Origin of the sequence: Dactylosporangium sp. CA-092794 (genome assembly GCF_050948465.1) — a bacterium.
In the GTDB taxonomy this organism is placed as follows: domain Bacteria; phylum Actinomycetota; class Actinomycetes; order Mycobacteriales; family Micromonosporaceae; genus Dactylosporangium.
Map to the genome: position 1 here is coordinate 8,516,052 of NZ_CP192044.1, position 19,287 is coordinate 8,535,338.

At 72.8% G+C, this 19,287-nt stretch carries 20 protein-coding genes; 5 read left to right on the forward strand and 15 right to left on the reverse strand.

All coding sequences use genetic code 11. The annotated features are described in order from the left end of the window. The first annotated feature begins 1 nt into the window (after position 1). Genes ACQPXD_RS36545 through ACQPXD_RS36560 form a run of 4 tightly spaced genes read left to right on the forward strand, consistent with a single transcriptional unit; the run spans position 2 to position 3,907 of the window. Complete coding sequence (locus ACQPXD_RS36545; RefSeq protein ID WP_432826176.1) at positions 2 to 979, forward strand: ABC transporter permease; 978 nt, start codon at positions 2 to 4, stop codon at positions 977 to 979. Positions 980 to 992: 13 nt separating this feature from the next. Beyond that, positions 993 to 1,907: an ABC transporter permease gene (locus ACQPXD_RS36550; RefSeq protein WP_432826178.1), complete on the forward strand. Its 915-nt coding sequence runs from the start codon at positions 993 to 995 to the stop codon at positions 1,905 to 1,907. A 24-nt stretch (positions 1,908 to 1,931) separates the two neighbouring features. After that, positions 1,932 to 2,933, forward strand: a complete 1,002-nt coding sequence (locus tag ACQPXD_RS36555; protein WP_432826180.1) for an ABC transporter ATP-binding protein — start codon at positions 1,932 to 1,934, stop codon at positions 2,931 to 2,933. Beyond that, the gene (locus ACQPXD_RS36560) at positions 2,930 to 3,907 is read left to right on the forward strand and encodes an ABC transporter ATP-binding protein (RefSeq protein WP_432826182.1); all 978 of its coding nucleotides are present in this window, start codon (positions 2,930 to 2,932) and stop codon (positions 3,905 to 3,907) included. The genes ACQPXD_RS36555 and ACQPXD_RS36560 overlap by 4 nt, the downstream gene beginning before the upstream one ends. Here the strand turns inward: ACQPXD_RS36560 and ACQPXD_RS36565 are convergent. Genes ACQPXD_RS36565 through ACQPXD_RS36635 form a run of 15 tightly spaced genes read right to left on the reverse strand, consistent with a single transcriptional unit; the run spans position 3,904 to position 17,856 of the window. Beyond that, the gene (locus ACQPXD_RS36565; protein WP_432826184.1) at positions 3,904 to 4,719 is read right to left on the reverse strand and encodes an aspartate/glutamate racemase family protein; all 816 of its coding nucleotides are present in this window, start codon (positions 4,717 to 4,719) and stop codon (positions 3,904 to 3,906) included. The two genes, ACQPXD_RS36560 and ACQPXD_RS36565, sit on opposite strands and share 4 nt — an antisense overlap. A gap of 25 nt (positions 4,720 to 4,744) precedes the next feature. After that, entirely contained in the window at positions 4,745 to 5,566 is an 822-nt protein-coding gene (locus tag ACQPXD_RS36570) for an IclR family transcriptional regulator (protein WP_432826186.1), read from the reverse strand. Between the two features lie 54 nt (positions 5,567 to 5,620). Then, positions 5,621 to 6,001: a carboxymuconolactone decarboxylase family protein gene (locus ACQPXD_RS36575; protein ID WP_432826188.1), complete on the reverse strand. Its 381-nt coding sequence runs from the start codon at positions 5,999 to 6,001 to the stop codon at positions 5,621 to 5,623. After that, positions 5,998 to 6,822 carry a carbon-nitrogen hydrolase family protein gene (locus ACQPXD_RS36580; RefSeq protein ID WP_432826190.1) on the reverse strand — a complete coding sequence of 275 codons (825 nt, stop codon included), beginning with the start codon at positions 6,820 to 6,822 and terminating at the stop codon, positions 5,998 to 6,000. The genes ACQPXD_RS36575 and ACQPXD_RS36580 overlap by 4 nt, the downstream gene beginning before the upstream one ends. A gap of 8 nt (positions 6,823 to 6,830) precedes the next feature. Further along, positions 6,831 to 8,039 (reverse strand): amidohydrolase family protein, encoded by a 1,209-nt coding sequence (locus ACQPXD_RS36585; protein ID WP_432826192.1) that lies wholly within the window; start codon positions 8,037 to 8,039, stop codon positions 6,831 to 6,833. Positions 8,040 to 8,065: 26 nt separating this feature from the next. Beyond that, positions 8,066 to 8,896 (reverse strand): ABC transporter ATP-binding protein, encoded by an 831-nt coding sequence (locus ACQPXD_RS36590; RefSeq protein ID WP_432826194.1) that lies wholly within the window; start codon positions 8,894 to 8,896, stop codon positions 8,066 to 8,068. Then, complete coding sequence (locus ACQPXD_RS36595; RefSeq protein WP_432826196.1) at positions 8,893 to 9,879, reverse strand: ABC transporter ATP-binding protein; 987 nt, start codon at positions 9,877 to 9,879, stop codon at positions 8,893 to 8,895. The genes ACQPXD_RS36590 and ACQPXD_RS36595 overlap by 4 nt, the downstream gene beginning before the upstream one ends. 5 nt (positions 9,880 to 9,884) lie before the next feature. Further along, on the reverse strand, positions 9,885 to 11,474 hold the full coding sequence (locus ACQPXD_RS36600) for an ABC transporter substrate-binding protein (RefSeq protein ID WP_432826198.1): 1,590 nt from the start codon (positions 11,472 to 11,474) through the stop codon (positions 9,885 to 9,887). An 11-nt stretch (positions 11,475 to 11,485) separates the two neighbouring features. Then, positions 11,486 to 12,424, reverse strand: coding sequence for an ABC transporter permease (locus ACQPXD_RS36605; RefSeq protein WP_432826200.1), 939 nt, complete (start codon positions 12,422 to 12,424; stop codon positions 11,486 to 11,488). Continuing rightward, positions 12,421 to 13,350, reverse strand: a complete 930-nt coding sequence (locus ACQPXD_RS36610) for an ABC transporter permease (protein WP_432826202.1) — start codon at positions 13,348 to 13,350, stop codon at positions 12,421 to 12,423. Before ACQPXD_RS36610 ends, ACQPXD_RS36605 begins: the two co-directional genes overlap by 4 nt. Before the next feature lie 34 nt (positions 13,351 to 13,384). Next, on the reverse strand, positions 13,385 to 13,951 hold the full coding sequence (locus ACQPXD_RS36615) for a hypothetical protein (RefSeq protein ID WP_432826204.1): 567 nt from the start codon (positions 13,949 to 13,951) through the stop codon (positions 13,385 to 13,387). Beyond that, a complete protein-coding gene (locus ACQPXD_RS36620; RefSeq protein WP_432826206.1) occupies positions 13,944 to 15,158 on the reverse strand; it encodes a LeuA family protein in 1,215 nt (404 codons plus the stop codon). The genes ACQPXD_RS36615 and ACQPXD_RS36620 overlap by 8 nt, the downstream gene beginning before the upstream one ends. Next, positions 15,155 to 16,525 (reverse strand): dihydroorotase, encoded by a 1,371-nt coding sequence (locus tag ACQPXD_RS36625; protein ID WP_432826208.1) that lies wholly within the window; start codon positions 16,523 to 16,525, stop codon positions 15,155 to 15,157. Before ACQPXD_RS36625 ends, ACQPXD_RS36620 begins: the two co-directional genes overlap by 4 nt. Then, on the reverse strand, positions 16,515 to 17,612 hold the full coding sequence (locus ACQPXD_RS36630; protein ID WP_432826210.1) for a class I SAM-dependent methyltransferase: 1,098 nt from the start codon (positions 17,610 to 17,612) through the stop codon (positions 16,515 to 16,517). Before ACQPXD_RS36630 ends, ACQPXD_RS36625 begins: the two co-directional genes overlap by 11 nt. After that, positions 17,602 to 17,856, reverse strand: a complete 255-nt coding sequence (locus tag ACQPXD_RS36635; protein ID WP_432826212.1) for a hypothetical protein — start codon at positions 17,854 to 17,856, stop codon at positions 17,602 to 17,604. Before ACQPXD_RS36635 ends, ACQPXD_RS36630 begins: the two co-directional genes overlap by 11 nt. Before the next feature lie 361 nt (positions 17,857 to 18,217). On the opposite strand from ACQPXD_RS36635, the gene ACQPXD_RS36640 reads away from it, so the two are divergent. Next, positions 18,218 to 18,931, forward strand: coding sequence for a GntR family transcriptional regulator (locus ACQPXD_RS36640; RefSeq protein WP_432826214.1), 714 nt, complete (start codon positions 18,218 to 18,220; stop codon positions 18,929 to 18,931). Positions 18,932 to 19,287: the final 356 nt, after the last annotated feature.

Sequence of the window (19,287 nt, forward strand, 5' to 3'; positions counted from 1 at the left end):
GATGGCCGGATATGTTCTGCGCCGGGTCGCCGGCTCGCTCGTCGTGCTCCTCGCGGTGGCGACGCTCGTCTTCGTGCTGGTCGACTTCGCGCCCGGCGACCCGGCCCGCATCTATGCCGGGCAGTACGCCACCGAGGAGGACGTCGCCGCCGTCCGGGCCCAGATGGGACTCGACGGATCGCTGGGCGAGCGCTACTGGGCGTACCTGACCCACGCGATGACCGGCGACCTCGGCACGTCGATCTTCACCGGTCGCGACGTGCTCACGGAGGTGCTCCAGCGCGCGCCGGCCACCCTCGAGCTCGCGATCCTGGCGCTGGTCATCGCCACCCCGATCGGCATCGCGCTCGGCCGGTTCTCGGGTGCCCGCTACGGCTCGCGGCTGGACTCGGTGCTGCGGGTGGGCACGCTGGTGAGCTTCTCGATCCCGGGTTTCTGGCTCGCTCTGCTGCTGCTGTTCCTGTTCGGGCTGTACGTGCCGGGCGTGCTGCCGACGGGCGGGTGGGTACCACTGACCCAGAACCCCTGGGACAACCTCACCCACGCGGTGCTGCCGGTCTTCGTGCTGGCGCTGCCGTACGTCGCCATGATCGCCCGGACGCTGCGGGTGTCCATGCTCGACGCCCTCGGCCGCGACTACGTGGTCTTCGCGCGGGTGATGTCGCTGCCGGCCCGGGAGGTCAACGGGCGGGTGGCCCTGCCCAACGCGATCATCCCCACCGCCACGGTCATCGGGCTCGCGCTGGCCTACCTGATCGGCGGCACGGTGATCGTGGAGGTGGTGTTCACCATCCCCGGGATCGGCCAGCTGATGGTCGACTCCTTCGCCAAGCAGGACTTCCCGGTGGCCATCGGCTGCACGCTCTTCGTCGCCGTCTTCTGCGTGCTGCTCAACCTGATCGTCGACGTGCTCTACGCGGTGATCAACCCGAAGCTTCGCGAGCTCTACCGGCAGCGGCTGTCGGTCCGGGACCTGTAGGCAGGAGGTCGGCATGGTGAGCACAACGGCATCCGCCGGGACGGCGGCGCGCCTGGCGGGGTGGATCCGCGTCCCGGGCCGGGTGGTCCTCGCGACCTGGTCGTCGCGCATTGGCGTGGCCCTGATCGTCGTCTACGTGGCGATCTGTGTGGCCGGGCCGCTGCTGGGCGACGATCCTCTGCACCAGGGCGACGACATCCTGCGGGGCCCGAGCCTCGGGCACCTCTTCGGCACCGACCAGCTGGGCCGCGACATCTTCGCGCGCACCGCCGCCGGCGCGCGGCTGTCCCTGGCGGTCGCGCTGGCCAGCGTCGTGCTCGGCCTGGCGGTCGCGATGCCGCTGGGGATGGTGGCCGGCTACTTCGCGCGCACCTGGGTCGACGAGGTGATCATGCGGTGCCTGGACGTCATCATGGCGCTGCCGCTGTTCATCCTCGGCGTGGTCTTTCTCGGGCTCAGCCGTGGCAGCGGCGGGGCGATCCTCGGCGTGCACATGCCGGTCGCCGTCCAGGTGGTCGTCGTCATCGCGATCACGACGCTGCCGAAGTTCGCCCGGGTGGCGCGCGCGGCGACCATGGTGGAGCGGGAGGAGGACTACGCCGACTCGCTGCGGGTCATCGGCGTCTCCCGGACCCGGATCATCTTCGGCGAGATGTCCATCAACGTGCTGCCACCCGTGCTGGTGCAGGCGTTCCTGTGGATGGCGGTGGCGATCTTCGCCGAGGCCGCGCTGAGCTTCCTCGGCCTGGGCGTGCAGGCGCCCGAGCCCACGCTGGGCAACCTGCTGCACGACGCCCGCAACTACGTGCTGCTCGGCGCCTGGTGGTACTCGGTGCTGCCCGGCGCCGTGCTCATGGCCGTCATCGTCGGGCTCAACCTCGTCGGCGACGCACTGACCGACTGGCTCTCACCCCAGCTGCGCGACTGAGCCCGAGGACGAAGGATGGCACAGATGGACCCGAGTCTGCCCGCCGGCCCGCTGCTGGAGGTCGACTCCCTGCGGACGACCTACCGCCGCGACGGCCGCACCCGCACCGCCGTGCGCGGCGTGTCGTTCGCGGTCGGCCCCGGCGAGGTGGTCGGCATCGTCGGCGAGTCCGGCAGCGGCAAGAGCACCGCGCTCATGTCGGTGCTCGGCCTGCTGCCGCCCAACGCCGAGGTCGTCTCGGGCCGGGTGGTGTTCGCCGGCGAGGACCTGCGCCGGGCGGGCGACGCGCGGCTGCGCGCGGTGCGCGGCCACGAGATCGGCCTGGTGCCGCAGCGGCCGATGACCTCGCTGAGCCCGGTCGCCCGGGTGCGCGGCCAGCTGCGGCGGTACCTGCGCCACCACCGGGGCGTCGACCGGGCGGAGGCGGACCGGGTGATCGCCGAGATGCTGCACCGGGTCGGCCTCGACGGCGTAGCCGGGCGCCTCGACGACTACCCCCACCAGTTCTCCGGCGGGCAGCTGCAGCGGCTGCTCATCGCGCTGGCGGCGGTGGGCGCCCGGCCGCGGCTGCTCTTCGCCGACGAACCGACGACCACGCTGGACCCGACGGTGGCCGGGCAGATCCTGCGGCTCATGCGGACGCTGCGCGACGAGCTCGGCCTCGCCATCGTCTTCGTCAGCCACGACCTGAGGGCGGTCGCGCAGCTCTGCGACCGGGTGTACGTCATGTACGCCGGGGAGATGGTCGAGGAGGGCGACGTCGCGTCCGTCTTCCGCCGGCCCCGCCACCCCTACACCCGGGCACTGCTCGACTCCATCCCCGGGCGCCACCGGCCGCGCGAGCCGATGCCGGTGCTGGAGGGCAGCGTCACCAGCTTGCCCGAGCAGCGGCACGGGTGCTCCTTCGCGCCGCGCTGCGCCATCGCCGTCGAGACCTGCCGGACGACGGCGCCGCCGCTGCGAGCGGCGGCCGGCGGGCTGGTGGCCTGCCACCTCTACCAGGACGGCGAAGGAGAAGCACGGTGAGCCAGCGGTTGCGGATCGAGGGACTGTCGAAGACGTTCCACGGCGGTTCGGCCAGATCCGGCGGCGTCCGCGCGGTCGACGACGTGTCGCTGACCGTCGATCGTGGACAGACCCTTGCCCTGGTCGGCGAGAGCGGCTGCGGAAAGTCCACGCTCGTGCGTACCATCGCGGGCATCTACCAGGCCACCGCCGGACGGATCCTCGTCGGGGACGTCGACATCAGCGACCGGCGCGCGCTGCGGCGGCATCGCCGGGCGGTCCAGCTCGTGCCGCAGAACCCGCTGTCGTCGCTCAACCGCAGCCGCTCCATCATGCACGCGCTCACCCAGCCGCTGCGCGTGCACCGCATCGGCACCGGCCGGCACGACCGCGAGCGCCGCGCGGCGACCCTGCTGGAGCAGGTCGGCCTGTCCCCCGACTACCTGCGCCGGCTGCCGGTCGGGATGAGCGTCGGCGAGCTGCAGCGGGTGGTGGTGGCCCGGGCGCTGGCCACCGAGCCGTCGGTACTGCTGCTCGACGAGCCGACGTCGAGCGTCGACCTCACGACCAAGGGGCGCATCATCAACCTGCTGCTGGACATGCAGCGCGAGTTCGACCTGACGTCCATGCTCATCACGCACGAGATCGACATCGCCCGCCACCTCAGCCAGCGGATGGCGGTGATGTATCTCGGCCGGATCGTCGAGGAGGGGCCGACCGAGGAGATCTACAACCGGCCCCGCCACCCCTACACCCGGATGCTCGTCGGCTCCGCCACCGCCGCCGACCCACTGCTCGCGCCGGCGGCCGCGGGCCCGGCCGCGGTGGCCACCGGCGAGGTGCCCACCGGTGGCCGGCCGGAAGCGGGCTGCGCCTTCGCGCCCCGGTGCGCGTACGCCGCCGCCGTGTGCACGGCGACGCCGGCGCTGCGGGCGGTCGGCGGGGAGCACCGGGCCGCCTGCCATCGCGTCGACGAGCTGGATCCCGCCGCCTAATCCGGATCGCGGCGGGTGACGGCCGGCCCGAAGATCGCCCGCAGCCGGTCGATCTCGCCCGCCGGCGCGCGATCCGTGTGATAGCCGGGCACGTCGCGGTGCCACACGCCCAGCGCGCGGGTCCGGGCGTGCATCGCGGCGGTGGCCAGCACCAGTGCGTCGGCGTCCAGGAACGGCAGGCCGGCGAAGGTCCGCACGCCCTGCGCGCAGTACAGCTCGTTGGGGATGCCCTCACCCGGCACGATCGTCTGCGCACCGGCCCGGGCGAGCGACTGCGCCGCGAGCTCCATCTTCGCGCGCACGTCCGCGGCCGCCTCCTCGGGCGCGCCCGCCTCGACCAGCTGCCGGCCCTCGGGCACGTAGCGGAACCCGACGCAGAGCTCGGCGCAGCCGTACGCGGCCAGGTTCGCCCGGAGGATCTCCTCCAGGGCCGGCACGAACCCCACGACGCCGAAGCGCAGTCCTTGCGAGCGCAGGAACTCGAAGGCGACCTGCCCGTAGCCGAGCACGGGGATGCTGACGAGGCTGCGCGCCGCGCCCAGGCCGGGATCCTGGCTGGTGCCGATCACGTAGGCGTCGTAGCCGGCCCGCTCGGCGGCGATCGCGCGGTCGGCGAAGTACCAGGAGAACAGCACCTCGACCTGCCCGTAGCGGACGAGGTCCGCCGGCATCCTCGACGGGTACGCCTCGGGCGGCAGCGTGTGGAAACCGACCTCGACATCGGGGCCGAGGTCGCGGGCGTGCCGTTCGTAGGCGCGGTCGAGCCACGGACTGCGGCCGGCGACGGTGTGCTTCTGGAACCAGATCCTCATGTCGCGTCCCCGGGCCGGTGCCGGTTCAGCGAACCGGAAAGCCCAGCCGCCGCGACAACGCCGCCGTCTCCATCAGCAGCAGCGCCGATGCCTGGCCCACCACGGGCCGCAGCCGCTCGGCGGGGCCGCAGACGCTCATCACTCCGGCAAGGCTGCCGTCCGCGCTGAAGACCGGCGCGGCCACCGAACCCGCTCCCTCCTGGCGCTCCCCGAACGAGACCGCGTAGCCGCGCTGGGTGATCTCGGCCAGCTCCCGGCGCAGGACGGCGAGGTCCACGCCGGTCAGCGCGGCCAGGTAGTCGTTGCGCTCCTGGGCCGGTGCGAAGGCGAGGAAGACCTTCGACGAGCCGCCGACGTGCAGCGGGAAGGGCTGCGCCAGCGGTACCGTCATGCGCACCTCGCGGTCGGGAACCGCCTGGCTGAGGTAGATGCGGGCGGGGCCCGAGCGGATGGAGAGGGTGGCCGTCTCGTTGGTGCGCTCGACCAGCCGCCGCATCGGCTCCAGCGCGAACTCGCGCAGGTCGATCCGCTCGAGATAGGCGTTGCCCAGCGCGAGGGCGGCCGGGCCGAGCGTGTAGCGGCGGGTGCCCGGGTCGAAGTCGATCAGCCCGCTCGTGCGCAGCGTGGTCAGGATCCGGTGCACGACCGTCTTGGGCATGTCGAGGTGGGCCGCCACCTCGGTCACCCCCAGGTCGCCCGATACCCGGGTGAACAGCAGCAGCACCTCGACGCCCCGCTCCAGGGAGCCGATGGTCTGCCGTTCGGCCGGTGCCGGCGGCTCGGCGCCCGCACCGTCGGCGCCGCGGCGGGTCCGCGCCGGGGTCCCCACGGCGTTGGTCTCGGTCATGCTGCTCCTGAGCGGGCTCGTGGCGGATGGAGCCGGAGCATCGTATCGGCCCCGTCATGCCGGGGACTGCTCGGGCTCGAAGATCGACGGCAGAAAGGACAGCGCCCGGCCGGCCATGACCAGGGCGGCGAGCTCGATCGCCCCGAGCACCTGGGCCTCCGTCGCGCCGAGACTGACGGCCTTGCGGGCGTGCGCCCGCACCACGTTGGGGTTCACGCCGACGGCCAGGTCGAGCGCCATCACCAGCAGCTCGCGGACCCAGGCGGGCAGGCCCTGGGCGTCGGACTGCGCCGCGTTGAAGATGTGGTGGTAGCCGAGCAGGAAGGCGGGGTCCCGGGCGGCGAGGATCTCGTGCATCGCCATCGTGCGGCCGCCGCGCTGCTCTCGCATGATCGCCAGCAGCTCCCGGCCCTCCTCGGTCATCTCCGTGGTCATGCCTGATCCTCGTTCCTCTCGTGGTCGTCCAGTGAGTCGGTCAGCAGGGCGATGCCCCGCCGGGCCCGATCGAGCTTGGCGGCGCCGAGGCGTGCGCGCAGGACCGCGGGACCGTCGGCCGGCGCCGTTGCCAGGACGCGGCCGAGCGGGTCGACGATCCGGCTGCGGCCGAGCCGCCGCCACACGCCGGCGGCGCCACCGAAGTCGTGCGTGCCGAAACCGTTGCACGCCAGCACGTAGGTCTGGGTGTCCAGGGCGCGGGCGGCCGGCACGGTCGCCCAGTAGCGGCGCTTGACCGGGCCGTCGCCGATGCCGCCGTCGCGGCCGCCGGCCCAGATCGAGTTGATGTTCACGATGATCTCGGCGCCGGCCAGCGCCTGCGCCTTGACGTACTCCGGGAACCAGGCGTCGTAGCAGATCGCGACCCCGATGGTGGCGAGGTCGGTGACGAAGACGGCCGGTGCGCCGCCCGGGCTGAACCACTCGCGCTCCCGGCCGGGCAGGTGGCGCTTGCGCACGACACCGACCAGCCCGGCGGGCCCGAAGAGCGCGGCGCTGTTGTACGGGCGGCCGCCGGGATTCTCCTCGGCGAAGCCGACGACCGCGTGCGCGCCGTGGCGACGTGCCGCGGCCTCGACGCGCGCGAGCGCCTCGCTGTCGCCGACCCGGTGGGCCGGCACGGCCCCGTCGACCGGGAACCCGGTGAGGGCGAGCTCCGGGAACACGACCAGGCGCGGGCCCGCGCCGCCGGCCTCGAGGTGGCCGAGCACCGCCTCGAGGCCGCCGGCATCGGGCCTGGTCTGAACCAGCTCCCCGATCATGGAACCGATCACGGGCGGGCCGGCGCGACGAGGCGGCGCAGCTGCGCGCCGTCGTGGGCGACGCCGCGCGACACGACGGTGACCGGGGTGGCGATGGCGGTGAGGTCGGCGCGGGGGTCGCGGTCGAGCACGACCAGGTCGGCGAGCTTGCCCGGCGCCACGGTGCCCAGCTCGCCGTCGAGGCCGAGCAGCTTGGCGCCGTTGACCGTCGCCGTCTTGAGCGCCTCGGTCGGGGTGAGGCCGAGCCGCACGTACGCCTGCAGCTCGGTATGCAGCTCGTCGTTGTGCAGGTCGGTGCCGGCGGCGAGGGTCACGCCGGCCTCGATCGCCAGCCGCACGGTGTCCCAGACGCGTTCGAGGGCGATGCCGGCCATGTCGGGGTAGCGCGACCAGCGGGCCTCCGGGCCGGGCGCCCAGCTGACCACGTTGGGCACGAGGATGACCCCGTCGGCGGCCATCTTCTCCAGGATCTCCGGCCGCTCGTGCAGCGGGTTTCCGTGTTCGATCGAGTCGACGACGCCGGCCTCCAGCGCCGCCGTCACGACGTGGCAGTGCCAGGCGTGCAGCGCGAACCGCAGTCCGTGCCGGTGCGCCTCCCGCCCGGCCGTGATGATCTCCTCGTCGCTGAAGTAGTTGTTGCGGTTGGGGTCGGAGAAGTCGCGCCGGTGCCCCTTGAGCTTGATGAAATCGACGCCCTGCTTGACGAGTCCGTCGACGGTCTCGATCACGCCGTCGACCCCGGCGGCGTCGACCGTCATGCCGGCCGTCTTCACCATCGTGCCCTCGAACGGGATCGAGAGCACCTGGCCGCAGGTGTAGACGCGCGGGCCCGGCAGCACGCCGGCGCGCACCGCGTCGCGGGCGGCGAGATTGACCATCCACGCCGCCCCGGCGTCGCGGACGGTGGTGATGCCGCGGCCCAGCGAGACCAGCAGGCTGCGGGCGCAGTGGAGCAGTTGCCGCTCGGCCGGGGCGCGGTAGACGTCGTAGTACTGCTCGCCGTCGGGATCGAGCAGCCGGCCCTTGAGGCTCAGGTGCTCGTGGCTGTTGACCAGGCCGGGCAGCACGTAGCCGCCGGCGGCGTCGACGTCGCCGGCGGCCGCCGGGGCGTCGTCGGGACCGATGGACTCGATCACGCCGTCGCCGATCGTGATGGTCGTGGGCGGGCTCGCCTGGTCGGTGTCCAGGTCGAGCACGCGGGCGTTGACGATCCTCATCGTGGCGGGTCCTTTCCGGGTGTCGGCTACGCGCCGGCGGCCGGCAGCGGGGGCAGCGTGGGCTGGGCCCGCAGCAGCCGCTTGGTGTACGGGTGCGTCGGTTCGTCGAAGACCTGTGCGGCCGGGCCGAGCTCGACGATCCGCCCGCCGGACATGACGGCGATGCGGTCGCTGACGGTCCGTGCGACGTGCAGGTCGTGGGTGATGAAGACGTAGGTGAGGCGCCGGCTGCGCCGCAGGTCGGACAGGAGGTTGACGATGCGGGCGCGGATCGGCGCGTCCAGGCCGGAGGTGATCTCGTCGCAGACGATCACCTCGGGGTCCAGCGCGAGTGCCCGCGCGATCGCCACCCGCTGCCGTTGCCCGCCGGAGAACTCGCGCGGGTAGCGGCGCGCGTGCTCGGGGTCCAGGCCGACCATCTCCAGCAGCTGCGCGACCCGGGCGTGGGCGGCCGCCTTGTCCGGCACCATCCGGTGTACCAGCAGCGGCTCGGCGATCGCGTCACCGACCCGCAGCCAGGGGGTGAGGGAGCCGTTCGGATCCTGGAAGATGATCTGCAAGGCCCGGCGGGTGCGGGCGAAGTCGCGCCGCAGCACCGTGCCGAGGTCGTTGCCGTCGAGCCGGACGGTTCCGCCCGTCGGCCGCTGCAGGCCCACGAGCACCCGCCCGAGCGTCGTCTTGCCCGAGCCGGACTCGCCGACCAGGGCGAGCGTCTCGTGCCGGCGCACCTCGAGCGACACGTCGTCGAGCGCCCGCACGGGCACACCCGTGCGGCGCAGCCCCGGCCGGTCACGCTTGCCGAACACCACCGACAGCGCGTCGACGGAGAGCACGGTCTCGGGCAGCGTGGCGGTCACCGCGCGACCACCCGCCGCTCGACGTGGACACACGCGGCCCGGCCCGACGGGGTCGCCACCATCGGCGGGTGGGCCGACCGGCACTCCGCCGTGGCATACGGGCACCGGGGCGCGAAGAGGCAGCGGTCCAGCGCGGCGACGTGACCGGGCACGAAGCCGGGGATGCCGGCCAGGTATCCGTCGCGGGAGGTCTCCAGCGACCGGGCCGACGCCGCGAGCATCTCCGTGTAGGGGTGGCCGGGCCGGGCCAGGCAGGGCTCGGTGCGGCCGCGCTCCACGATTTCGCCCGCGTACATCACGCAGAGCTCGTCGGCCATCTCGGCGGCCACCGGCAGGCTGTGCGTGACCAGCAGCAGCGCCAGGGAGCGCTCGGCGCGCAGCCGCCGCAACAGGGCCAGGATCGCCTGCTCGGTCGTGACGTCCAGGGCGGTGGTCGGCTCGTCGGCGACGAGCAGATCGGGGCCGCCGGCCAGCGCGAGTGCGATGCAGACGCGCTGCTTCATCCCCCCGGAGAGCTCGTGCGGGTAGGCGCGGAAGGTCTGCGCGGGCCGGGGGAACTCCAGATCCTCCATCAGCGCGAGCGCCTCCCGCCGCGCCTGGGCCCGGCTCAGCTCGCGGTGCGTGCGCATCATCTCGACCAGCTGACGGCCGACCGAGAACAGCGGATCCAGGGCCGCCGACGGGTCCTGGAACACGAAGCCGATCCGGCGCCCGCGCACCGAGCGCAGCGCCCGGCGGCCGGCACCGACCTGGTCGATGCCCTCCAGCCGGATCTGCCCGCCGGTCACCCGCACGCCCCGGGGCAGCAGGCCGCCCAGCGCGAGGCAGGTCAGCGACTTGCCGGAGCCGGATTCGCCGACGAGCGCGAGCGAGGCGCCCCGGTCGAGGTCGAAGGACACCGCCCGGACCAGGCCCGCGCCGCCGCGCGGGACCTCGACGTCGATGGCGAGGTCGCGGACGGCGAGCAGAGGGTTCGCGGACACCACGGCTATTTCGGCTTGGCGATGTAGAGCCGGTTGTAGCGGCCGGGATCGCCGGGCCAGTCGACGTCCGTCGACACGGCCCAGATGGCGTGCACGGCCCACTGGAACAACACCGGCGCGTCGTCGTGCATCAGCCGCTGCAGCTGCGACAGGATCGGCTTGCGCGCCTCGGCGTCGGTGAGCGTCAGCTGCTGCTGGTAGAGGCGCATGAACTCGTCGCTGGCGTAGTAGCTGAAGGCGTTTCCGGTCTGGAACGACGACAGCCCGGCCGCGACGTCGAACACGCCCCGGGCGGCGTTGCCGAACTGGAACATCGGTCCGGCCTTGCCGCCGCGGACCACCTGCCCGACCGCCGTGGGGTCCGTCATCGTCTGCAGCGTGACCTTGACGCCGACCTTCTCCAGGTCGCGGGCCACCGCCTGGGCCGCCTCGGCCTGGGCGACGATGCCGGCGGACTGGCTGATCATGCGCGCCTCGAACCCGTTGGGGTAGCCGGCCTGGGCGAGCAGGTCCTTGGCGCGCGCCGGGTCGTAGGTGTAGGGCTTGATGTCCGCGTCGTAGCCGAACTGCGACGGGTGCGCGACGGAGCCGATCCGGGTGCCGTAGCCGAGCAGGAGGTTCTTGATGATGGAGTCGACGTCGACCGCGTAGTTGAGCGCCTGCCGGACCAGCTTGTTGGTCATCGGGCTGTCGGCCGCCGTGCGCCCGGCGGCGTCCAGGGCGATGTAGGCCATCAGCATCTTCGGCATCGAAATAATCTTGATCTTGGGGTTGCCGCTTAGGCTCTTCGCCTGCTGCGGCAGCAGCCCGGCGGCGATGTGGATCTGCCCCGAGGCGAGCGCCGAGAGCTGGGTCTCGGCCGCCTCGATCGTGCGGTAGGTCGCCTCCCGGTAGGCGGGCTTGGTGCCCCAGTAGCCCTCGTTGCGCTCCAGCACCACCTCGTACCCCGCGGTGAACGTCTTGAGCTTGTACGGCCCGGTGCCGACCAGGTTGGTCGCGAGGCCGGTGCCGACCTGCGCGGTGTGCTTCGGAGGCAGCATCGGATACGTCGCCAGCAGCTGGGTGAGCAGCGCGTCGGGGGCCTTGAGCTTCAGCCGCACGGTGTGCGCGTCGACCGCGTCGACCGACGTCACGTTGGCGAACGCGGTGTTGACCGTCTTGGTCGCCGGGTCGGCCGTGCGGGCGAAGGTGAACTTCACCGCGTCGGCGTCGAACGGCTCGCCGTTGGAGAAGGTCACGTTCTGGCGCAGCTTGAGCTCGAACGTGGTGGGGTCGGCGAAGCTCCACGACTCGGCGAGCCGCGGCACCAGCTCGCGCTTGCCGGCGTCGAAGTCGATCAGCGGCTCGCAGATCTCCATGATGACCGAGGCCGGCGCGTCGGCCGCGGTGAGATCGGGGTCGAGCGTGGGGATGCCCTGGGCGTTGGCGATGATGAGCTTCTCCGCCTGCGACGTCGCGCCGGCCGGCGCGTCGTCGCCGCCGCACGCCTGCAGCAGCGGAAGCGTCCCGGCGGCCAGCGCGCCGGCGCCGGCTAACCGGAACAGGTTGCGCCGGGTCAGCGGCGCCGAGATCGTCGAGGGTCGTTCGTCCGTCATGGATCGTCCCTTCACAGTGCCGGCGCCTCACGCGCCGCGGGGGCTGTCGGATCGTCCGCGGCCGCGCCTTCGCCGGCGGTCCTGGCCGAGGCGAGGGCGTCGCGGATGCTGTCGCTGAGCAGGTTCACGCAGAGGACGGTGACGAGCATGGCGATGCCCGGAAAGGCGGTGAGCCACCACTGCGTGTAGATGTAGGAACGGCCCTCGCTCAGCATCCCGCCCCAGGTCGGTGTGGGCGGCTGGATGCCGAGACCGAGGAAGCTCAGGAACGCCTCGGCCAGGATCATGTGACCGATCTGCAGGCTCGTGATGACCAGGAAGGTCGGCCAGACTCCCGGCAGGACGTGCCGGAACATCACGCGTGGGTGGGACAGGCCCATGACGCGCGCGTTCGTGACGAACGTCCGCTCGCGCAGCTCGAGCACGACCGACCGGATCACCCGGGTGTACATGGGCCACCCGGTGAGCCCGAGGATGAGCAGGACGTTGCGCAGGCCCGGCCCGGTCACGCCCGCGACGAGCAGCGCCAGCAGCAGGAACGGAAAGGCCATCATGATGTTGACGACGCCGGCGACGACCGTGTCGGCCCGCCCGCCGAGGTAGCCCGCGAACAGGCCCAGCGGCACGCCGACCACACCGGCGATGACGGCGGCGACCAGGCCCACCAGCAGCGAGACGCGGGCGCCGTAGATCAGCCGCGACAGCTCGTCGCGCCCCAGGCTGTCGGTGCCCAGCGGGAACCGCCAGCTGCCGTCGTGCGCCCAGACCGGGGGCCGCAGCGTGTCGGCGAGCTCGCCCCCGGTGGGGTTGTGCGGGGCGATCAGCGGCGCCAGCACGGCCGCGACGACCAGCAGCAGAAGCAGCACGGCGCTGACCAGGCCGGCCCGCCGGCGCCGGACCGGATCGGTGAAGCGCAGCCGGCGCCGCGGCCGGCCGAGGGACGGTGTCATGAGACCCCCTTGCCGACCCGGACCCGCGGGTCGATGACCGCGACGGCGAGGTCGGCGAGCACGTTGGCGACCACCACGGCGAGGACGATGACCAGCACCGCCGTCTGCACCACCGGGTAGTCGCGGCTGTAGATGGAGCTGATGAGCAGCGTGCCGACGCCGGAGCGGCCGAAGATGTACTCGATGACGACGACGCCGCCGAGCAGCGGCCCGGCCTGCAGCCCGATCAGCGTGGCCACCGGCGGCAGGCAGTTCTTCAGCGCGTGGAGCCCCACGACCGACCGCTCCGGCAGGCCCTTGGCCCGGTGGAACCGCACGAAGTCGGTGTCGAGGACGTCGAGCATGGTGGTCCGGGTCAGGCGCAGGATGTACGGCATGCTGCCGAGGGCGAGCGTCGCGACCGGCAGCACCAGGGAGCCGGCCCCGTCCATGCCGGACGCGGGCAGCCAGTGCAGCCGCACCGCGAACACGATGATGAGGATCAGGCCGACCCAGAACAGCGGCGCCGCCTGGGCCACCGACGAGATCGCGTTGACCACCCGGTCGAGCACGCCGCCGCGGTGGGTCGCCGCGAGCACGCCCAGGGCGATCCCCGCGACGGCGCTCACGGCCAGCGCCACCACCGCCAGCAGCAGGCTCTCGCCGAACTGGTCGCCGACGAGGGACGCGGCGGGCCGGCCGGTGATGATGGAGCGGCCGAAGTCGAACCGGGCCGCGTGCGTCAGGAACAGCCAGTACTGCTCCAGGACGGAGTGGTCGAGCCCGAGTTGCTCGGTGAGGATGCGCCGCTGTTCCTCGGTGGCCTCGGCGGGCAGCAGCGCGTCGAGCGGGTTGCCGCTCAGCCGCAGCGCGACGAAGGTGATGGTGACCGCGCCGACCATCACGACGAGCAGGTGTACCACCTGCCGGCCGACGAACCTGAGCACGGCTCCTCCCTCTGCCGGGTGCGGCTGGGCGTGGCTAGGGCTGGTAGTGCATGACCTTCCGGGTCCAGATGTCGAACCCGAATGCGCTGATGTCGGCCTGGTCGAGCCAGTCGAGCAGCTGCGCCTCGACGGTGTGCGGTGCCTTTCCGCCGTTGGGCGAGTGGCTGAGGATGCAGTGCACGACGTCGAGCCGGACCCCGCGGTTGAGCGCCGCATGGGCCGCGTAGGTGGCGTGCGGCAGCGACCGGCCCAGCTCGGTGTAGGTCGCCCGGCCGTCCGGCCCGCGCCGCGTTTCGACGAGCTTGCTGACGTCGATGAGCAGGGCGCCGGCGATGAGCACGTCGCGGTCGAGCCGGATGTCGTGCACCCGCTCCCACGCGTCGGCCACGGCGACCGCGGCGGCGGCGACGCCCTGGGCGTGCCGCAGCTGCGGATATTCGATCTTCACCGATACGGGGACGTCGAGCAGCCGGTCGTACTCGCTCATCGCCCACAGCTCCTGCCAGATCTCGACCACCGCGTCGCGCAGCGCCGGGTCGCCGATCAGGGCCAGCTCGGGAAACAGCGCCCCGACGTCGATGGTCTCCTTGCCCTCAGCCACGACGGCCCCCGTCGCCCGACACCAGTTCGGCGAACGCGTCGTCGGGCACGGCCCGCTTGTGCGCGACGGCCCACTCGTTAACCGCCCGCACCACCGCCGGTACCACGTCATCGGGCAGGTCGAGGCCGAGCTCGTCCGCCTTCATCCGCACGCCGGTCGGGCCGGTGCCGCGCCCCAGCCGGATGGTCCGGCGGTTGCCCGCGAGCACGGGATCGAACGGCTCCATCAGCGTCGGGTCGGCGCGGGCCGCGACGACGTGGATCTCCAGCTTGTTGGCGAACACGTCCGCCCCGACCACCGGCTTCATCGGCGGGATGGGCACGCCGGTCATCCGGGCGACCAGCCGGGAGACGTCGTAGAGCCCTTCGGAGCGGATCGGCAACCGGATGCCGTAGAGCGCCTCCAGTGCCACGACGAGTTCCTCGAGCGCGCAGTTGCCGGCCCGCTCACCGAGCCCGTTGACGGTGACCTCGATCCAGTCCGCGCCGGCCTCGATGCCCGCCAGCGTGTTCGCCATGGCCAGGCCGAGGTCGTTGTGCATGTGCACGCGGACACCGGCGGTGTCCGACAGGCCGCGCATCCGCTCGACCACGTGGCGCACCACCGAGGGCTTCGCGGTGCCGGTCGAGTCGGCGAGCGAGATGACGGTCGCGCCGGCCTCCAGCGCGGCCGCGTACATGGTGAACAGGTAGTCCTGGTCGGCCAGCGTGGAGAACGAGGGGCCGAACGCGACCTCGCGGAAGCCCGCCGAGCGGGCCAGGGCGACCAGTTCCTGGACCCGCTCGACGGCCGTGGCCCGGGTGTGGCCGAGCTTGTCCAGGTGGGCGTCGGTGGAGCGGAACAGCACCGAGCACACGTCGGCGCCGGCCTCCCGGGTCGAGTGCAGCGCGTCGGCGGCGTCGGGCTTCCAGCCCACGAGCAGGCTGGCCAGCGACTGATCGGGGCAGGCCGCCCGGATCCGGCGCACGGACTCGTCGTCGTCGCCGGCGTAGCCGACCTGCACCACCGGCACGCCGATCGCATGCAGCGCCTGGACGAGCGCCACCTCCTCGTCGGGCGAGAAGGCGACCTCGGCCGCCTGCTGACCCTCGCGCAGCGTGCAGTCGGTGATCGTGAGCCGCGGCCGGATCCGCTCGCCGCGGATCACCTCCGGCGCGAAGTTGAGCGGGCTGGTGTGGATGAGCTCTGGACGTGACGGTGCGGTCATCGCTGCTCCCCGATCTGGGCCGGCAGGAAGGTGCCGGCGCCGGGCTCGGCCAGGACGGCGCCCTCGCGCAGGATCGTCCGTCCACGTTGGACTGTCAGGGCCGGGCGCCCGAAGCCGGACCGGCCGGCGAAGACGCTGTAGTCGGAGTTGCCGTGCAGGCCCTCGTTGCCGATCGTCCAGGCCGGGAAGGGGTCGTAGACGACCAGGTCGCCGTCGAGCCCCGGGCGCAGCCGGCCCTTGCGGTGGCCGAGCCCGAAGATGTCGGCCGGACGCTCGCAGAAGGCGCGCACCAACGCGGGCAGGCCGGTGTCGCGTTCGTGCAGGCCGGCGTGCAGCACCAGCGGGAGCATGTGCTCGACGCCGGGCAGCCCGAACGGCACGTCGAAGAAGTTGGTCTCCTCCGGCCGCTTGCCGGCCAGCGTCTGGCCGGAGGCGTCGCTGGCCACCACGTCGATCTCGCCCGCGCGCAGGGCCGACCAGAGCGCGTCCCGGTCGCGCTCGCCGCGGATCGGCGGCGAGATCTTCGCCGGGCCGCCGATGCGTTGCTGGTCCTCGTCGGTGAGCATGAGGTAGTGCGTGCAGGTCTCGGCGTAGCGGGCCGGCCCCGGCCGGGCGCGGAAGGTCCGCAGCACGTCGAGCGACTCCGCCGCGCTCACGTGCACGATGTACGCGTCACAGCCGGTCAGCTCGGCGAGGCTGAGGGTGCGGTAGACCGCCTCGGCCTCGACGAGCGCGGGGCGGGACCGGCCGTAGGCGGCCGCCGTCACCTCGCCCGCCGCCCGAAGCCGCCGCTCGAGCAGTTCGACCGCGTGCCCGTTCTCGCAGTGGACCATACACAGCCCGCCGCGCGCGGCCAGCATCGTCATCAGGGCGAGGATCCGGCCGTCGTCGAGCATCCGGTTGCCCGGGAACGCGGTGAACGCCTTGAACGAGGCGATGCCTCGCTCGAACAGGGCAGGCACGGCGGTGTCCATGTCATCGCCGGGCGAGACGATCGCGTGGGCGCCGAAGTCGAGGTACGAGCCGCGCTCGCCGTTGGCGACGAACTCGGTGACCGTGTCGACCAGCGTGTGCTCGCCGCCGCCGTGCCACTGCCGACCGGCGAACGGGATCAGCGTGGTGACCCCGCCCGCCGCCGCGGCGAGCGAGAAGGCCTCGATGTCGTCGGCGTAGTACGGATGGTTGTGGGCGTCGATGACGCCGGGCAGGACGTAGCGGTGCGCGGCGTCATAGCTCGACCGCGCCGCGGCCGGATCCAGCTCCGGCGCCACCTCGGCCACCACGCCGTCGGTGACGGCGACGTCGGCCCGGCGCACGCCGTCGCCGTCGACCAGCAGTCCACCGTGGACGATCAGGTCATGCGGCATCGCGATCGGCTCCCCCGTCCGGCCCGGCCGTCGCCTCGATGAGGGTCCAGGGCAGGCGCCACCGGCCGGGCAGTCCGTCCGGATCGGAGCCCGGCGGGAACGGCGCGATCGCCGCCGCGGCGAACCCGGCGCCGGCCAGCTCGGCCGGCAGGTCCAGCCCGAGCAGGGCCGGCATGAACGGCTCGCCGTTGCGCCGGGCGTGCCCGAGATGGAAGAACATCCCGAGCGCGCCGCCCGGGATCAGGTAGAAGTCGAGCACGACGAGCCGGCCGCCGGGCGTGAGCACCCGGCTGGCCGCGCGCAGGAATGCCCGCACCGAGTCCGGCGGCATCTCGTGCACGAGCATCGTCGCCGTGACCACGTCGAAGGAGCCGTCGGCGTAGCGCTCCAGGTCCTCGGCGCGGGCCCGGGCGAGTTCGACGGTGAGTCCTTCGCCGACCGCGTGCCGGTGGGCCAGCCGCAGCGCGGGCGCGCTGAGGTCGCAGCCGGCGATGCGCGCCTGCGGCAGGACCCGCGCGAGCGCCAGCACCGTCCGGCCGAACCCGCAGCCGACGTCGAGCACGCGGCCGGGCGCCAGCGCGGCGATGTGCGCGGCCAGCCCGTCGTGGACCTCCACGGCCTCGTTGCTCATCATCGTCGTCGAGCCCGCCGCCCATTCGTAGACGAGCCCGTCGTGGTCGCGGGAGTGGATGCCGCCGGGCATCAGGTGGAAGTCGGTCTCGGTGTAGTAGCCGGGCGCGGTGACGCCGGGCGCGAGGTCGAGGCGGTCTGGGCAGATCGCGGCGGCGCGGTCCAGCTCGGCGGTCACCTCGCCCGCCATGCGCGCACCGGCCTTCATCAGCCCGCGCGGGCCGGTGTACTTGACCACCTGCAGGTTGCGCTCCAGCCAGCCGAACGCCTGATAGGCCAGGTCGTCGGCGAGCTCCCGTTCGATCCGCTCGGCGCCCGCCGCCGGGTCCTCGCCCGGGCCGGGCAGCCCGCGCCGCGCGGCCCGCTCGACCACCGCGCCGTAGAGCGGGCCGGCCCAGTAGCGGCGCACCGCGAGCACCAGCTCCTGCTGCACCTCGGTCGCGTAGTCAGGACGCATGCGCCGCTCCGCCGTCGTGGGCAAAGGGATCGAGCCACGCGGCCACCAGCGCGTCGGCCCGCTCGGCGATCCAGGCGCGCTCGTCGTCGCCCAGCGGTGCCGCGAGATCGACCCGCCCGCCCTCGATCGCGGCCTCGATACGCCGTTGGCGGGCCGAGAGCAGCAGCAGCTCACCCGTGAGCCCGAGCAGCGACCCCATCAGGGCGTCGGCCTGGGGTCCCGCGAGGAATCCACCGTCCGGCACGAGCGATCCTCCTCTCCGGACTGTTCCTCTCAGAGGAACATCATTCCGGAGTTCTATCACCGCCATGGAATCCGGTCAACGCCACGATGTGCACTTTGATGTGCGTGGACACGGCTCAATTCGGCCAATTCCGGGCGCCGAATGACAGCCTTCCGTAGAGCGAATATTCTCTGTACGATCCAGCGTCATGCCTGACGCTGCGGACCGCATTCGACGACGGCCGCCCGATCTGGCAGCACCGGTCCATCGGCAACTATCTTGCTGATATGGGTACGAAGATCACCGCGGCCCGGTGCGACGACCTTGCAGCGGGGACCCGGCGGCTCGCCGAGCGCGGCGGGCCGGACCTGTGACGGCGGGAATGTTCGAGCGCGACCACGCGATCGGCGCCGGGCCGCCGCGGCGCATGCAGCTCAACGACGAGGCCGCCGACTACGTCCGCGAGCTGATCATGACGGGTCAGCTGCGTCCCGGCGACTTCATCCGGCTCGACGACATCGCACGCCGGCTCGGGGTCAGCACCACGCCCGTGCGCGAAGGGCTGCTGGCGCTGCGCGGCGACGGCTTCGTCCGGCTGGAGGCCCGCCGCGGCTTCGTCGTCGCCCCACTGTCGATCAAGGACATCCGGGACGTATTCGTCGCCCAGGGCACGCTCGCCGGCGAACTGGCCGCCCGCGCCGCCGCGACCATGGCCCCCGCCGGCCACGCACACCTCGCCGAGCTGCAGGAGGCACTCGAGGCCGCCGCCGCGGCCGGGGAGATCGGCCGGCTGGAGGCGCTCAACCACGCGTTCCATCGACACATCAACCGAGCCGCGGACGCCCCCAAGATCGCCTGGCTGCTGTCTGTCGGGGCCCGCTACGTGCCACGGCGCTTCTACGCAACCATCACCGGCTGGCCGGACGCCTCGGCCCGTGACCACGCGGCCATCATCGCCGCGCTCGCGAGCGGTGACGCCGACGGCGCCAGGCAGAGCATGTCCCGCCACGTCAGCCACGCGGGCGAGCTGCTCGCCCGGCATCTGGAGCGCGCGGACAGACCCGGCACCACAACGCCACCGGGAGCCACCTCGTAACATCGGCCGCCGCGGTGTGGTGCTGGTTGATGGTCAGGCGGCCGTCGCAGGCTGGGCGTCGGTGGGGGCACAAGCGGCCATCGGCGCCGGCCCCGGGGGCGGCGCGGATATCGCACCCGCCGGGCGTAACCGCCGATCCGCGCGGCCGGGCCGGACGTATGTCTCCGTGATCATGATGCCCGCGGTGACCACACCCGGGTTTGCCATGATCTCGGAACCTTTCGGTACACAGGGGTACATCACCACTCCACGATCATGAAAAACCGTTGGTGTCGACGCCCAGGCGTGCATGATCCCGGAGACTTCCGGTCGCTGCGCCGCGCCTCGCGGGGGTGTGGCATCGAGACCCGTCAACA

Excerpts from the sequence above, each read along its gene's own strand:
- ACQPXD_RS36580 (WP_432826190.1), bottom strand. The coding sequence starts at position 6,822 with ATGATCGGGGAGCTGGTTCAGACCAGGCCCGATGCCGGCGGCCTCGAG.
- ACQPXD_RS36625 (WP_432826208.1), bottom strand. The coding sequence starts at position 16,525 with ATGCCGCATGACCTGATCGTCCACGGTGGACTGCTGGTCGACGGCGAC.
- ACQPXD_RS36630 (WP_432826210.1), bottom strand. The coding sequence starts at position 17,612 with ATGCGTCCTGACTACGCGACCGAGGTGCAGCAGGAGCTGGTGCTCGCG.
- ACQPXD_RS36575 (WP_432826188.1), bottom strand. The coding sequence starts at position 6,001 with ATGACCACGGAGATGACCGAGGAGGGCCGGGAGCTGCTGGCGATCATG.
- ACQPXD_RS36605 (WP_432826200.1), bottom strand. The coding sequence starts at position 12,424 with ATGACACCGTCCCTCGGCCGGCCGCGGCGCCGGCTGCGCTTCACCGAT.
- ACQPXD_RS36550 (WP_432826178.1), top strand. The coding sequence starts at position 993 with ATGGTGAGCACAACGGCATCCGCCGGGACGGCGGCGCGCCTGGCGGGG.
- ACQPXD_RS36640 (WP_432826214.1), top strand. The coding sequence starts at position 18,218 with ATGTTCGAGCGCGACCACGCGATCGGCGCCGGGCCGCCGCGGCGCATG.
- ACQPXD_RS36620 (WP_432826206.1), bottom strand. The coding sequence starts at position 15,158 with ATGACCGCACCGTCACGTCCAGAGCTCATCCACACCAGCCCGCTCAAC.
- ACQPXD_RS36600 (WP_432826198.1), bottom strand. The coding sequence starts at position 11,474 with ATGACGGACGAACGACCCTCGACGATCTCGGCGCCGCTGACCCGGCGC.
- ACQPXD_RS36565 (WP_432826184.1), bottom strand. The coding sequence starts at position 4,719 with ATGAGGATCTGGTTCCAGAAGCACACCGTCGCCGGCCGCAGTCCGTGG.
- ACQPXD_RS36570 (WP_432826186.1), bottom strand. The coding sequence starts at position 5,566 with ATGACCGAGACCAACGCCGTGGGGACCCCGGCGCGGACCCGCCGCGGC.
- ACQPXD_RS36545 (WP_432826176.1), top strand. The coding sequence starts at position 2 with ATGGCCGGATATGTTCTGCGCCGGGTCGCCGGCTCGCTCGTCGTGCTC.
- ACQPXD_RS36585 (WP_432826192.1), bottom strand. The coding sequence starts at position 8,039 with ATGAGGATCGTCAACGCCCGCGTGCTCGACCTGGACACCGACCAGGCG.
- ACQPXD_RS36555 (WP_432826180.1), top strand. The coding sequence starts at position 1,932 with ATGGACCCGAGTCTGCCCGCCGGCCCGCTGCTGGAGGTCGACTCCCTG.